This is a genomic window from Lactobacillus sp. B4015 (assembly GCF_026536055.1).
Taxonomy (GTDB): Bacteria; Bacillota; Bacilli; order Lactobacillales; family Lactobacillaceae; genus Lactobacillus; species Lactobacillus panisapium.
The window spans coordinates 194,380-210,080 of sequence record NZ_JAFNOY010000004.1 but is presented as its reverse complement, the minus strand read 5'-3'; the positions used below and the strand labels follow the sequence as shown (position 1 = coordinate 210,080).

The 15,701-nt window shown below is 37.2% G+C and carries 13 protein-coding genes; 7 read left to right on the top strand and 6 right to left on the bottom strand.

Annotated elements, in window-relative coordinates; translation table 11 throughout:
- Positions 1 to 7: 7 nt before the first annotated feature.
- The 7 genes from J3U71_RS05675 to J3U71_RS05645 all read left to right on the top strand — a co-directional run bounded on the left by J3U71_RS05675 (position 8) and on the right by J3U71_RS05645 (position 8,790).
- Positions 8 to 1,615, top strand: coding sequence for an APC family permease (locus J3U71_RS05675; RefSeq protein WP_416381425.1), 1,608 nt, complete (start codon positions 8 to 10; stop codon positions 1,613 to 1,615).
- A 122-nt stretch (positions 1,616 to 1,737) separates the two neighbouring features.
- Positions 1,738 to 2,562 carry a Cof-type HAD-IIB family hydrolase gene (locus J3U71_RS05670; RefSeq protein ID WP_267392810.1) on the top strand — a complete coding sequence of 275 codons (825 nt, stop codon included), beginning with the start codon at positions 1,738 to 1,740 and terminating at the stop codon, positions 2,560 to 2,562.
- 44 nt (positions 2,563 to 2,606) lie between these two features.
- Positions 2,607 to 3,308, top strand: coding sequence for an ABC transporter ATP-binding protein (locus J3U71_RS05665; protein WP_220269444.1), 702 nt, complete (start codon positions 2,607 to 2,609; stop codon positions 3,306 to 3,308).
- A gap of 12 nt (positions 3,309 to 3,320) precedes the next feature.
- The gene (locus tag J3U71_RS05660; RefSeq protein WP_267392811.1) at positions 3,321 to 6,095 is read left to right on the top strand and encodes an FtsX-like permease family protein; all 2,775 of its coding nucleotides are present in this window, start codon (positions 3,321 to 3,323) and stop codon (positions 6,093 to 6,095) included.
- 481 nt (positions 6,096 to 6,576) lie between these two features.
- Positions 6,577 to 7,341, top strand: coding sequence for an ABC transporter ATP-binding protein (locus tag J3U71_RS05655; protein WP_267392812.1), 765 nt, complete (start codon positions 6,577 to 6,579; stop codon positions 7,339 to 7,341).
- 1 nt (position 7,342) lies between these two features.
- Entirely contained in the window at positions 7,343 to 8,074 is a 732-nt protein-coding gene (locus J3U71_RS05650) for a multidrug ABC transporter permease (protein WP_220269441.1), read from the top strand.
- Positions 8,071 to 8,790, top strand: a complete 720-nt coding sequence (locus J3U71_RS05645; protein WP_258562429.1) for an antibiotic transporter permease — start codon at positions 8,071 to 8,073, stop codon at positions 8,788 to 8,790. The genes J3U71_RS05650 and J3U71_RS05645 overlap by 4 nt, the downstream gene beginning before the upstream one ends.
- A gap of 59 nt (positions 8,791 to 8,849) precedes the next feature.
- Here the strand turns inward: J3U71_RS05645 and J3U71_RS05640 are convergent, their stop codons facing one another.
- From J3U71_RS05640 to add, 6 genes are all read right to left on the bottom strand, one after another.
- Positions 8,850 to 10,754, bottom strand: coding sequence for a copper-translocating P-type ATPase (locus tag J3U71_RS05640; RefSeq protein ID WP_267392813.1), 1,905 nt, complete (start codon positions 10,752 to 10,754; stop codon positions 8,850 to 8,852).
- Between the two features lie 21 nt (positions 10,755 to 10,775).
- Positions 10,776 to 11,147 carry a cupredoxin domain-containing protein gene (locus J3U71_RS05635; protein ID WP_267392814.1) on the bottom strand — a complete coding sequence of 124 codons (372 nt, stop codon included), beginning with the start codon at positions 11,145 to 11,147 and terminating at the stop codon, positions 10,776 to 10,778.
- Positions 11,148 to 11,608: 461 nt separating this feature from the next.
- Complete coding sequence (locus J3U71_RS05630) at positions 11,609 to 12,391, bottom strand: ABC transporter permease (RefSeq protein WP_220269438.1); 783 nt, start codon at positions 12,389 to 12,391, stop codon at positions 11,609 to 11,611.
- Positions 12,392 to 12,393: 2 nt separating this feature from the next.
- Positions 12,394 to 13,191 (bottom strand): ABC transporter permease, encoded by a 798-nt coding sequence (locus tag J3U71_RS05625; RefSeq protein ID WP_220269437.1) that lies wholly within the window; start codon positions 13,189 to 13,191, stop codon positions 12,394 to 12,396.
- A complete protein-coding gene (locus tag J3U71_RS05620; protein WP_267392815.1) occupies positions 13,185 to 14,171 on the bottom strand; it encodes an ABC transporter ATP-binding protein in 987 nt (328 codons plus the stop codon). The genes J3U71_RS05625 and J3U71_RS05620 overlap by 7 nt, the downstream gene beginning before the upstream one ends.
- Positions 14,172 to 14,435: 264 nt before the next feature.
- Complete coding sequence (add, locus tag J3U71_RS05615) at positions 14,436 to 15,455, bottom strand: adenosine deaminase (RefSeq protein ID WP_220269435.1); 1,020 nt, start codon at positions 15,453 to 15,455, stop codon at positions 14,436 to 14,438.
- Positions 15,456 to 15,701: the final 246 nt, after the last annotated feature.

Below are 15,701 nucleotides of genomic sequence, written 5' to 3'. Positions count from 1 at the left end.
GACCTTGATGGCCTTTTGTACGGTTATTGGCCTCGATGATATCATGTATAATTTCCAAAACCAGGGAATGCCTGTTGTCACTTCCTGGATTATCATGTGTCTATTCTATGTTATTCCATACTCATTAATGGTTGGCCAACTTGGTTCGGTCTTTAACCATGAAGGTGGCGGACTTTCTTCGTGGGTCCGGGGCACTAATGGCGAATTCTTAGGTTACTTTACTGCTTGGACATACTGGGCAGCTTCGATTCCTTATGCGGTCGATTCAGCTAATGAAATTATTGTTGACATCGGGTGGGCAATAACTGGCTCAGAGAAGTTTCAAAATCAGATTTCTAATACTAAGTTTGCTCTCATGACTTTTGCCATGTTCATTATTTTCATTATTATCGAGCATTACTTCTCGCGTTCAATGGAAGTATTGTCCACGATTGGTGGTGGATTAATGTTAATCATGACCTTAATGTTTGTCTTTTTGGCATTCTTAGGGCTAGCAAAATCCGGCGGCCACATGGCTACTCAACCATTTACTTGGAAAACCTTAATTCCAAAATTTGATATGCATTATTGGACAACTATTGCCATGCTGATTTACGCCTTAAACGGCTGTGAGTTAGTTGCACCATACGTTACAAAAATGAAGAAACCAAAATCAGATTTTCCTAAAGCTATGGTTGCCCTAGCTCTTATGACCATCTTCTTAACCGTTTTTGGATCATTTGCTCTTGGTATCTACTTTAACAGCTATCATATTCCAAATGACTTAAAAATGAATGGTGCCTACTATGTCTTTGATATGGTTGGACATCAATATGGAATGGGCAAGACCTTACTCTACATCTGGGCTTGGACTTCCGTATTTTATAACGCCGCTTTATTAGCCGTTTTACTTGATGCCATGACCAGAATGCTTATTTCTGACACTGGTGACAAATATATGCCCCGCTTTTTACAGAAAAAAGATAAAAATGGCTTGCCTATTAATGGCTACGTATTAACGGTTGCTCTATCAGCCTTCATCATGCTACTAGGTATCTTTTTGCCAGATATGAATGATATTTTCAACTGGTTACTAAACCTCAATGGCATTATTTCACCGGGTGTCACCTGCTGGATTTTCTTCTCATTTATGCAGATTCGGAAAAATTCCAAGAAGTTCCCGTCTGATTATGTCTTCTTAAAAAATGACAAGGTTGGTTACTTAGCTGGACTATTCTTGCTAATTGTAACCGCAGTTGCAACAATTCTCGGTATTGCACCGCAAGACGTTAAACAATTCAGTGGCTATTGGTGGTATGAATTAATCATTAATATTGTTGCCATTGTTGTTTTAATTGGTCTTGGAGTAATTTTGCCAAGTATCAGACGCAGAGAAGAAGAATATGGCATTGCCTTTAGCCGCAATCAGTGGCTGATAATGTTCATTTTAATCATTGGTTCGATTATTTTTGATCTTTATCTTGGTGAGAAAAATAGCCTGTTCGGTGGTGCTAGCGTCAGCTTAGGTCAAATCAAATTAGGTATGAATATTGTCTTGATCATCATTGAGACGATTGTTGCTATTCTATTTTGTTGGCTTGTTGGTAGAAGAAAGCCAGTTAAAATTAATAATTAAAATAGAAAAGATTCATTGCGTCTGCAATGAATCTTTTTTCGTGTAAAAGCTAATTTTTTAACGAGGTAATGGCCTTTTCTACTATATAATATACTTAATAAATTAGTAATGAGGAGAGTAAAATGACATCTATCCCTTTTAAAGCAGTTGCAGTTGATATGGACGGTACTTTTGAAAATGATGACAAGCAATTCGATCATCAGCGGTTTGAAAAAGTACTGACCAGATTGCGTGCCCAACACGTTCACTTTATCGTTTCAAGCGGTCGGCCGCTTTCCCGTTTGCGCCAAGACTTTTTTGAATTTCTTAATCGGATCGATATCGTTGCTGACAACGGCTCAATTTTAACCCAAGATAATCAAATTATTGCCCGCCATGTTTTTACATATAAAACTGGCATTAAGTTAATCAACTTTATTCAGGACAATTATCCAGAAGTAAAAATAGCAGCTAGCGGTTTGGATCGAGCTTACATGAATAAAAGAGCGCCAGCTAAATTCAAGAGCTTAATGCACTTCTTTTACCCTGACTCAGTGGAAGTCAATAACTTAGTCGATATTCCAACAAGTGATAGCCTTACTAAATTAACGCTAAGCTGTTCCTCTGAACTCGCTAATGAACTTGAGCGTAAATTTAATGCCAGTAATCCCGAACGAATTCATTGTACAACAAGTGGCTTTGATAATATCGACGTGATGCCAGCTGGTGTCAATAAGGGGCAAGGAATCAAGTACTTTTTGCGTTACTTCAATGTTAAACCGGAAGAGCTTATTGCTTTTGGTGACGGCATGAATGACAAAGAAATGATTGAACTTGCTGGCTACAGTTACGCAATGAAAAACGGCGATGAGCGGTTGAAACAAATTGCTAAATATGAAGCTCCTTCTAATAACGAAATGGGGGTTTTGCAAGTGCTTGAAAACTACTTAGATGGAAAACAGTACTAAAATGAACTAAGAAATATTTTTTAAAGTAAGAGGAATAATTCTTCATGAGCTACATCGAAGTTAAAAACAATTTCAAACGTTACCAAACAGGTGATACGGAAATTTTAGCTAACAATAATGTTAGTTTTACAGTGGAAAAAGGCGAATTAGCAATTATCCTAGGTGCTTCAGGTGCTGGAAAATCTACCATTCTAAATATTCTTGGCGGAATGGATACCAATACCTCTGGTGATGTCATAATTGATGGCAAAAATATCGCTAATTACAATAAGCGTGAATTAACCACTTATCGCCGTAATGATATTGGCTTTGTCTTTCAGTTTTATAACTTAATCCAAAACCTGACTGCCAAAGAAAATGTGGAACTGGCATCTGAAATCGTCAGTGATGCTCTTGACCCTGTAAAAACACTGGAAGATGTCGGACTTAAAAACCGGATTAACAACTTTCCGGCTGAACTGTCGGGTGGTGAGCAACAAAGAGTAGCGATTGCACGTGCCGTGGCCAAAAATCCTAAGATTTTGCTTTGCGATGAACCAACTGGCGCTCTTGATTACCAGACTGGTAAAAGTGTGCTGCAAATTATCGCCAATATGAGTCGTAAAAAAGGTGCCACAGTTGTCATAGTTACCCACAATAGTGCTTTGGCACCGATTGCTGATCGGGTAATTCACTTTCATGACGGTCAAGTTACTAAGATTGATCAAAACGCTCATCCCGAAGACATTGCTAACGTTAAATGGTAAAGAAGGCTAACAATGACAAAAATAATTTGGAAAGATTTTTGGGAGTCAATTAAACATACCAAAGGGCAATTTCTGTCAATCATGGGCCTAATGATGATTGGGGCTTTTGCTTTGGTCGGCTTAATTGTCACTGGACCCGACATGCGCGATACCGGTAATCATTACGCTAAGCAGCTCAATACTGCCGATCTGACTGTTATCTGCAATTATGGCTTTGACCATGATGATACCGCCAAGATCAAAAAAGCCAAGGGTTTAGAAACAGCAGAATTTGGTTACATGACCGATACGGTTTTAAAAAATACGCAAGAAAGTTTTCGCGTTTTTTCCAAACCCAAAAGTGTTGGTAAATATGAAGTGCGTCAAGGTCGACTGCCTAATAAGCAAAATGAGGTGGCTTTAGCTGCGCATTACGATAAGCGCTACCATCTGGGGCAAAAAGTTAGTTTTACTGAAAAGAAAAATATTCTTGGCACTACCCTCTTAAAGCGCAAAAGTTTTAAAGTTGTCGGTTTCGTCCGTTCTAGTCAAATTCTGTCAAACGTTAATCTAGGTCAAAGCAATAGCGGAACTGGTGAGCTAAAAGGTTATGCCGTAGTAATGCCGCAAGCTTTTGACCACACCGTTTATACCGTAGCTAATTTAAGATACCATGATTTACGTGGACTCGATTCTTTTGGAAAAACTTATAATAATAAAATCAGTGTTCATAAAAAAGAGCTGCAAAAAGTACTTAAAAATGGTGCCCAAAACCGCAAGGATCGGATCACTGCAGCGGCATTCAAGAAATTACGACCAGAAGAAAAGAAATTAGCGCAAGCTAAAACAAAAATCTATACGGCGCGGCAGCAATTAATTACTGCTGAAAAACAACTAACTGCGCAAAAAGAGCTATTAGCAAGAAAAGCCGCACAAGCTACCACACCACAGGACCAAATGCAGCTTAAGGGAGCACAGGCTAAATTAACTGCCCAGGCCCAAGTACTACAAAGGCAAAAACAGGCACTAGCCAAAAAAGCCGCACAAGCTACAACTGAAATAACTTCTGGCCAACAAAAACTAACAAAAGCTAAAAAGCAAATTAAAAAATTAGCACTTCCAAGCTATAGCGTTTATAACCGCCGAGAAGTTCCCGGAGGAGAAGGCAACTTAGTTTATACCACTGTTGCTCGTGTCGTCGAAGACTTAGCTAAGGTGTTCCCGATTTTCCTTTATTTTGTTGCGGCTCTTGTTACCTTTACCACAATGAACCGGTTTATTGATGAAGAAAGAATTAATTCCGGAACTTTAAAGGCCCTCGGCTACGATGATTATGTCATTATTAATAAGTTTGTTTTCTATGGCTTCTTGTCAGGGACAATTGGAACAATTATTGGCATTTATCTGGGACACACGTTAATGCCGCAGATTGTGTATCACGCTTATTATAAGTCGCTGACTCTTCCACCGATTGAAGAACATTTTCACTGGCAAATTAGTTTGGTTGCCCTGATTTTATCTTGGATAAGTTCAGTTTTACCGGCTTATTTGACCGCTAAAAACGAATTTCGTGAAAAGCCTGCCTCCTTGCTTTTACCTAAACCCCCAGCAGCAGGCTCTAAAATTCTACTGGAAAAGATTCCCTTTATCTGGAATCATCTCAGTTTCACTCACAAGGTAACTGCACGTAATATATTCAGATACAAGAAGCGAATGTTAATGACTATTTTTGGCGTCTGCGGTGCTGGTACACTCCTATTTGCTGGATTCGCGGTCAAGAATTCAATTAGCAATATGAACAATCGCCAATTTTCTGATTTAATCCATTACAACATGATTGTAGCCAAAAAGAAGCCACTATCAGATACCCAGCAACAGAAATTAACAACTAAGCTTAAAGAGCCAAATATTAAATCGGCTACTCCAGTTTATTATGAGTCAATGTCCAAAACGGCCGGTAAGTCTGGTGATACACAAGATATTACTCTGATCGTGCCCAAACACAGTGATGTACTTAATCAATATGTTCACTTAAATAACCGGCGCAATCGACAAACAATTCCATTAACAAATAATGGTGTTGTAATTTCGGAGCGCTTAGCAAGTCTGTTGCACGTTCAAAAAGGTGACCATATCACTTTAACTGATGAAAACAATCAACGCCGGTCAATGAAGATTGCTGGTATTACGGAAATGTATATGGGACATTTCGTTTTCATGAATCAAAAGCAGTACCAAAAAGTCTTTAACCGCAATTACAAAACGACCGCTTACCTAGTTAACTTGAAAAATACATCCCGTAAAAATACCAGAAAAGTGGCAGCCGAATTTATGAAGTTAAATGGTGTTGCTGGGGTAGTTCAAAATACGGCGGTGAGTCAGGAATTAGATGTGGTTGTGCAGTCGCTAAACATGATTATGGTAGTCCTTATTATTGTTGCAGGTCTTCTTGCCATCGTGATCCTTTATAATTTAACTAATATTAATATCGCTGAACGAATTCGTGAACTGTCAACGGTAAAGGTATTGGGCTTTTATGACAACGAAGTAACGATGTACATTTACCGCGAAACAATTTTATTAACTATTATTGGTATTCTAGTTGGCTACCTTGGCGGCGACTTGCTTTACCAATATATTCTTTACGTAGTACCGCCCGATAACGTGATGTTTAATCCTGCTCTATCTGCCTCAAGCTTTATGTGGCCACTAGGAGTAATCGGAATTATTACAATTATTCTTGGCTTCATCGTGAATAGCAAATTGAAAAATTTGGATATGTTGGAAGCGTTAAAATCAGTTGATTAAACTAAATATTATCTAGTAAATTTAATAATTTAATACCCGACTCCACGATTTTACTGGAAGCGGGTATTTTTTAGATTAACTTTCAAGTCAGCTTTTGCCCGCTGCTTAATTTTAGCGACTGCTGGGCCCGTTACTTCTACCTCAAACTCACAAATTTGCAACTTTTAACTAGCCTTTCCAATTGCAGCAAATATTGATTATTTCTAGCATAAAAAAATTCACCCACTTTGAATCATAATTAACCCGTCGTTTTTTGCTCAACTTCTTTAACTGTTCGTAAATACGCAAGCGACCTAATTAATCTCCTAATGTCCATTTTTTATTAATTAAAAAAGTAAAAATGATAAAAGTATGATATAATCCAAATAATAGATTTAATGTTAAACATCACAGATCTTCAAATTAACCTGTAAAAAACTTAGATTATCGCTCCTTCCTTATTTAGCGATAAAGAATTTACAATTAATTTTGGAGAATAAATTTGAATAAAATTTTAACCGTTAAACATTTAAAAGAAACTTATCAAGACCATAATCAAAAATTTAAGGCCTTAGATGATATTTCTTTTGCAATTAATCAAGGTGAGATTCTTTCACTGTTAGGGCCCAATGGTGCTGGAAAAACTACCACTGTTTCAATCATTGGTGGTTACTTAATTCCAACATCTGGCAAAGTTATCCTGAAGGGCCAAGATATCACAACTACCAGTAAAAGGCCAAGTATCGGTGTTTCCTTTGGTGGTGAAATGGGTTTTTACCGTAATGCAACTGCCAAACAGAACTTAAAGTTTTTTGCTGATTTGGCTAAGGTTCCCTTTCGCAAGCAAAATGATGAAGTTAACCGTGTGTTAGCTACTGTCGAGTTAAGTAACGTTGCTAATAAAAAAATCGGTGAATTCTCTAAGGGAATGGTTCAGCGCCTGCATATTGCCCGCGCACTCCTGGGTAACCCGAGTTTATTATTACTTGATGAACCAACTAGTGGACTTGATGTTGAAATAGCACATACTATCCAGCAAACGATCAAAAACTTGGCGAACACCGGAATTAGTATTTTGCTAACAAGTCATACAATGACAGAAGTTGAAAAATTAGCCGACAAAGTCATTATTTTAGGTGCCGGAAAAATTTTCTATGCTGGAACGGTTAGTGGAGTGGTTAATTTGGCAAACTCGACTACGCAAAAGTCCTTAGACAATTTAGAAGATGCCTACATGGCTTTAGCACCCAAGCTGAGGAGAAAATAAAATGCGTTTTATTCGACTATTTCTCTTTCACTTGCGCGATTATTTATCTGATCAATATTTCGTTTGGCTAGTAATTACGTCAACCTGTTCAATTTTTTTAATACAATATACCATCGCATACGCAAGTCACGATTTAAACAATCCACTTTTATGGCGTCAAAGCGGAATCTTTGGTACCTGGACTTCCTGTACGACTGTTGCCGGCTGCATTAGTTTTGAAAAATATAAGGGAACTTTACCTTATTTGCTAAATAGCAAGTATGATGAACGTCTTTCTCTAATCACGCTTTTGCTCCCTGCTTCTAGTTATGGGCTCTTCTCATTTCCCCTTGCCTTTGTACTGGCTAAAATCTTAGGAGTAGCAACGGGACCAATAACTGGCAGTTTTATTTTGCTGATTCTTTTATTATGGCTGGGTTGCACTATCATGGGCATTTTGATTGCCGCCTTTTTAACCCTTTCGCCTAATTCAATGCTTTATGAAACTTTAATCGGCACTCCGATTTTGTTAGTAGCCGGATTATTTGGCAATGAAGCTGTTTTAAAACCTTTAACGAATATCGCACAGTGGTTTATTCCGATTACAGCACCAATCTCCGCACTAACAAGAAACATCGTATTTAATTGGGCAGCCTACATTTTTAGCCTAATCTTCTGGTTATTTTTAATTGCTATTACAGTTAAAAAGATTAATTATTTAGTGCGCAAGAAAGGAGCGTTGAAGATCATATGATTGCCACACAATTTTCGGCTTTGCCTTTCTTAAACAATTGGCGTACAAAAATAATTTATTTTGTACTCAATCCATTAATCAATATGGCATTATTGGTATTAATTGATATGCAATATGCCAACAGTTTTAATTGGTCGATTGTTGCTGCATCGATTGCAATTGATACTACCACTTTAACAATGCAAACGATGAACAACCTATTAGTTGAAGATGCCAGCTTGCGCATCGACTTTGAGATGATTGCTAAAAAGCCATTCAGTTTTCGGTATTGGATGAGTAAATGCATCACTTCGGCAATTGTCGGGACCATTTTAGCAATTATCAATTTGGTTTTAGCGCTTTGTTTTGGTGCTCCCCTTTATCTCATTTTACGTGTTGTCATCTTGCTGCCATTACTTTGCCTAACCGGGATTATCTTTGGTTTCACAGCTTGGGCAATATCATGGCAAATGAATGATCCCTACTTTTTGGCCAATTTCTTTAGCGCAATTATTCAACTGGTAGCCGGTATTTTGGTTGTGATTACTGCCTATCCGACGTGGTTAAAGTCAATCGCACTAATTTTTCCATTCGCCAGTCCAGTCACTTTTATCAAAACAGGTTCTGCAAACCTAATAGCCAGCATCATAATTACTCTAATTTGGCTGTTGGTTGGTTTGATTGCTTACGTCATTCAAATTAGGCCCGTTTTAACCAAAGGAAAACACCGCTTCTAAGCTCACACAGTTTTACCGACATAAAAAGACAGTCAATAATGACTGCCTTTTTGTTTTGCTTAAATTTTGCTTTTCCCTAATAAAACAGAGCTGATTACTACTGATAATGAACTGAAGGCCATTGCCATACCGGCAAATTCAGGGCTAAGAGTTAAGCCAGCACCAGCAAATAGCCCGGCAGCAACTGGAATTCCAAGGACATTGTAGATAAAAGCCCAGAATAAATTGAGCTTGATGCGGCTAAAGGTTTTCTTACTCAACTTTAGTGCACGAACAACGTCTTCTAAATCATTTTTTATCAAAACAATTCCACCTGCTTCAATCGCCACATCAGTTCCAGAACCCATGGCAATTCCAACATTAGCTTGGGTTAGGGCTGGTGCATCATTAATACCATCACCAACAAATGCGACTTTGTGATGTTGCTGCAATTTTTTTATTGCGGCTGCCTTATCGATTGGTAAAACTTCTGCAATGACCTTGTTAATACCGACTTGCTGGGCAATTGCCTGAGCAACAGGTTTATTATCGCCAGTTAACATCACCGGCTCTAGACCCAATTTAACTAAATCGCTAATTGCTCGCGCCGCATTTTCTTTTGGTACATCTTGAATCGCAATTAAACCAATTGCCTGTTTTTCAATAGCCACTAGAACAACCGTTTTAGCTTCTTCTTGTAAAGTGGTAATCTTGGCTTTCAGCGGTGAAGCGACTGTCACGTCTTTAGAAGCAGGCTTTCCGACAAAGGCTGCTCGACCGTTAATTTGACCACTAATTCCACTACCTTCAATTGCCATAAAATTAGTTACTGGACTAGTAGCAATTTTGCCAGCTTTGGCAGCAGCTAAAATAGCGGGTGCCAAGGGATGCTCTGACATTTTTTCTAAACTGGCAGCTATCTGCAGGACTTCTTCTTTATTGCCGACAATATCGGTTACCACCGGTTTGCCCCTAGTTATTGTGCCAGTTTTGTCAAAAACAACAGTATCAAGATTATTGGCAGCTTCGAGAATTTCACCATTTTTAATTAAAATGCCCATCTTCGCTCCACGACCTGTACCAACCATTAAGGCTGTTGGCGTGGCTAAACCCAAAGCGCAAGGACAAGCGATTACCATTACTGCAACGGCAAAATTAAGGGCTGTAGCCACATCCTTGCCGATTAGAACATACCAGACAAGAAAGGTCGCGATAGCAATTATCAAAACTGTGGGAACAAAGATATTAGCTACCTTGTCAGTCAATTTTTGAATTGGGGCATGACTATTTTGGGCTTGCTTAACAATCGCTATAATTTGGGCCAACATAGTGTCACTACCGACCTTCTCCGCGGTAAAAACAAATGACCCATTTTGATTGATTGTTGCTCCGATTACTTTATCGCCCACTTTTTTGTGGGCAGGTAAACTTTCACCAGTTACCATAGATTCATCAACAGCCGAGTTACCGGAAACTATTTTGCCATCTACCGGAATTTTTTGTCCTGGTTGAACTTGAATTAAGTCTCCTTGTTTAACCTGATCAATTGGAACCTTCACGAAATGATCGTCACGCTTTACCAAGGCATTTTTTGCTCCCAATTTAACTAATTTGCTCATAGCACTAGAAGCATTACTGCGCATTTTTTCTTCAAGTACTTGGCCTAAAAGAACGAAAGTAATTACAAAAGCAGCTGTTTCAAAGAAAACTGGCCGGTGAGTAAACATAGCATAAATACTGTAAAGATAAGTGGTTAATGTCCCCAGCGCTACCAAAGTATCCATATTAGAATGGTGCTTTTTAAAGGCAGCCCATGCACTACTCACAAAAGGACCTGCTGAAATCAACATGATTATTGTCGTAAATACCAGCATTGTCCATGAACCGCCCGGTAGCATCCACCCGGTAAATGGATGCAAAATCATTTCTAACAGCATCGGTAAGGAAAAAATTAATGAGATCCAGAAGCGTGTTGTAATTTTCATCTTGGTAGTTTCCTTATCTTTTTATTTAACGATCACTTTGCCATGAAACATGTTCATGCTACATTCCCATTCGTATTCGCCTGGTTTGCTCGTATCAATTTTAACTTGTTCAACTTTTCCCTTAGGTAATTCTTGATTAATACCGAAATCAGAAAAAATGACGTGATCAAGGCAGCTTGATGAATCAAGTCGCTTAAAGTTTAACGTGGCTGGCACGCCCTTTTTTAGAACTATTTTTTCTGGCGAGTAACCACCCTTTACCTCAATATTAATACTTTGCTTATCGGTGCCAAGTTCTGCCGTCTCAGCCTTAACATTTTGCTTGCCAAAAAACCACCATATGATGAATAGTATTAAGAAAAGACCTAAAATTAATACAATTATTTTAGCCATAATTATTTCTCCTATCGAGTTTTATTTTCATTTTTAATGTCTACATTTGTAAACTGTAGTAATTATAAAGCTAAAATTTACAAATGTAAACATAAAAGATTTGAAGAAATAAAAAATGCCCATTGGCACTGAAACCAATAGGCTTTGCGATTTTTTTATTTTGTCTACTCGATTTTAGCCAGTCCTCCAAACTGGAAAATTTCGACCCGCGTGTAAAAAAATTATTTTACCCAACGAGTTTTTATCTTCAAGCAAAATCGTTATTATCAACTTATCAGGATTGTAGCAATTAATGCTTTACTTAGCAGCGTACAATACCTTAGTTTTTCATTTTCTATCCCATCCTAGACGTCATAAAATTAAAACCGCAAAAAAGATTTTATTAGCATCTTTTTTATCATGCAAGTATTTTGAATTGACTTTTTAACCTGCTTTTTTAGTCAACTAAAAGGTGATTTTGGCTATCTTCCTGCACCATCATACTTTTTCAGTCCTAAGTTCCAAACATAAGTATCACAAAAGAGAAATACAATAGCGACAGCGAACTGGATAAGTACAACTGACCACTTTTTTGCGTTAAGAAGAACGATAGTGGCTGGACAAGCAATTAAACCAAACGGTAATAAAAAGTTGAAAACCAAATTACCAATACCGCGATAAATTGTCGCTGGATACCTACTCATTTGGATCATACTTAAAAACAAATCGGTGCGACCAAAATTAGTCGGGAACCAAAAGGCAGAGATTGTCCAAAGATACCAGAGTGAATAATACAATATACAGCCGAACAGACATGAAAAAACAAATAAAGCGAATTGCTGCCAAGTTATCGCCTTACCTTGACAAGCTATTACAACAATGATTAAACCCAAAACCGCATTAATAAACTGCGTAAATTCAATTGATCTAAAAAAATAGAATAACTTAGTGTTAATTGGTTTTAATAAAACCGAATCAAGTGTACCTTCCCGAATATCCTTCTCCAGTAACGGCATTGATTTAACCAAAAAGGCCATTAAAAAGCCATCAAGCATCGTATATACCCCAACCAGCAAAAGACATTCATTAAATGTCCAGCCGCCAATTGTGTCAACGTTCAAATAAATGACTTTGAAAAGAGCAATCGGAATTCCTAACCATAGGATTGATGATATCATTCCAAACAATGTATCAAGTCTAAAACTGATACTTTCAAGTAAGGCAACCTTGCTTAGATTCCTTATTAATTTAAGCTTATTTTTCATTTTTATCCTAGTACATCAGAATATCTCTGAAGCCCTCTCCTATTAACCAACACCAGTATTAGATATAGTAAACAAATCCAAAACAATTCAATCGCTGTATTTACAAGCCAAAACTTTGTAGGCAATGTTTTAACAAGCGTATCAATTGGAAATGAACTAAAATATTTAAACGGTAAGCAACTAATAATCTTAAACATCGGGCTAGGTAACATTTCTAAAGGGAAATAAAAACCTGACAATAAATTGACAACAATTTCTTTAACGATTAAAACAAAAAACAGATTATCAAACCAATAAGCTGTACTACCAACAATGTAAGAAAATAAGAACCAAAGAATAGCTGCTAATATGAGGCTAACTGCAAAATTAGCTAACGTTAAAAGCGAAACTTGAACTAGCTTTTTAACAAATAGATAGCAAAAGCCAACTACCAGGATTGGTAATAACAAAAGCAGATTTGCTAACCTGTCTCCTAGCATTTTAGCAAAGTAATAACAATGAAGTTGAATAGGTCGATGAATGATATTTGACAGTTCTCCCGAATGAATATCATCATTTAACTCCCAGTCAATGGCATACCAAACAAACGAATTAATAAAATTTACACCAATATAATAGATAACTAACTGATTCCGGGTGAAACCACCAATCGTTTGACCAGGCTTGATAATAATTGACCATAAATAGAACATTACAATGCTGGGAACAATGGCTTGCATTAAGAGAATAACGACACTACTTTTATTGGCAAAAATCTTTTTTAGAGAAACAGCAATAATTGCAAGATAGCTTTTTAACATGACTTTTTCCCCCGGGCGAAAATTTCAAGAATAATATCTTCTAGTTTTAAATCATGAATTTGAAAATTTGATCCCTGTTTAGCACGTGCTAACGCAGCAAGTTCTTCATCCACGCGGTTGTTCGGGACTTTGAGCGTAATTGTTAAGTCATCCTGATCAATTATTTGCGTCTTTATCTTTTCTGGTGCAAATGTTTCGGCCTTATTAAAGCTGATGTACTTATTTTGACCAAACTGTTCTAACAGATTCTTTTTTCTGCCGTTCCAAATAATTTCTCCTTGATTAACAATTATTAGTTGATCACAAATAGCAGCAATATCTTCCATATCGTGAGACGTTAGAAAAATGGTTAGTTTTTCTTTTTTATTTAACTTTACCAAGAATTTGCGCAAATCTCGCTTTGCCAAAACGTCCAATCCAATCGTTGGTTCGTCTAAAAACAAAACTTTAGGCTTAGTTACTACACCCGCTAAGAACTCGACTTTCATTCTTTCGCCTAGGGATAATTTTCTCGTCTGAGTATCCAGTAGATGAGTAATATTTAAAGTTTCTGCCAGAGTATTCACGTTCTGTTCAAATTCTTGGTCATCTATTTCATACATGGTCTGCAATAATTTAAGATAATCACGCGGAGTCAGATCTGGAAACAGTTGTGACCGATTTCCCATCACAACTGAAATCGATTTTTTAAAAGCGTTACTTCTTCTAACTGGATCAAAGCCATTAACCTTGCAATAGCCTGATGTCGGAAATAATGTGCCCGTTAGCATTTTGATAGTTGTTGTTTTTCCCGCGCCATTTTGACCAATAAAACCAACTGTCTCACCTTCTGTAACCGAAAAGTTAAGTTGATTAACAGCCTTAACTGTTTTTTTAGTTGGTCGGATAATATTTTTAATAGCTGCTTTTAGACCATCGCCCCTTTTTGTAATTGAATATTGTTTCGTGAGGTTATGTACTTCAATCACTTGCTTGTCCATTAAAAATATTCTTTCTTAAACTCAAATACCTTTGAAAAGCACAAAAAAGCAATTTTACCAATTAATTTACCTGTAAAAATGCCCTGTTAAAAATCTTAACTTTTCAATTTATCTTAACCGCAAAAACCGGCTTATTGCCCCTAAGCGGTGATCACAGTTTACCATTAATCTAACATAATGCTCAATTTTATTTAATAGAAAATTTGATTTGTGTTGTGGAAAATAAAAAAGTACTACTTCCTTACACAAAATAGTACTTTTTAACTAGTTTTTTGCTACGTAATCATCGATTTGCTGCAAATAAGCCTTTTTGGCATTATCACTAATCCACGAGGTGGTAAAAGAATTTTTCGCAATCTGAATCAGTTCTTCTCTGCCCCAACCAACTTTTTGCGCAAATTGATAGTAAACATCGTTAATGTAATTACCACCTTTATATGAAGGATCATCAGAATTCAGGCTAATTAGTGCACCCTGTTTAAAAAGTGTAGTGATTGCTTTTTCTTCCATATCCTGACGTGTGTAATAATATGCAATTGGGCAGGCGGTTATACCAATTTTTTCTTCAACAAGATAAGCCATTAAATCTGGATTTTCAATAATATTCATCCCGTGGTCAAGCCGATCAACTTCAATAATTTCCAGCGCTTGCTTAATGTGTTCCACAGAGTCAACTTGCTTTGGATCACAATGCATTGTTAAATAGTAACCCTGCTTTTTGGCTTCTGCAAAAATTAACATGAATTTCAACGGTGGATTGTGATGTTCAGCTGAATCAAGACCAACGCCGATTATCCAGCCCTTCTCATGATAAGGCCTTGCCGCTTCTAAGGTTTGACGAGCGGATTCCTTAGAAAATTCACGGAGAAAGCACATTATTAGCTGGGTGTCTACGCCTAACGCGCGGCCATCTACAATTGCTTCGTGTATCCCTTCTATTACTGTTTCAAAGGCTATTCCTCTGCTGGTATGTGCCTGTGGATCAAAAAATAATTCTAAATGCTTAACATTATTTTGCGCCATTTTTTGTAAAAATGCCCATGTAACATCATAAAAATCTTGCTTTGTCCGCAAAACCTTCATCCCATTGTAATAGGCTTTTAAAAATTCTGTAAGACCATAACCATAACTGTGGTCAACATCGGCCGGGGATTTTGCACCAATGTCAATATGATTTCTCTTTGCACAAGCAAATTCTAATTCAGGTTCAAGAGTTCCTTCGATATGAACATGCAATTCTGCTTTAGGCAACCCAGCGACAAATTCACGAGTCAGTTTTTCCATTGTTTGCGTTCTCCTTTATTATTTCCAATGACCACAATTATCTTTTTAACACAATCACTTTCTGATAAAATTGATTGGTTAGTTGAAGAGCTGTAGCTTTTAGCCCTCGGCTTGAAGATAACACGAACATTATAACAAGCCAAGAGTAAATATCAAGGACGCTATATCTATTAATTTAGTACTTTATTTAATAATAGCATTTTTAAAAATGTTTACAATAAAAAATTGAATGCTTGATTTATTCGC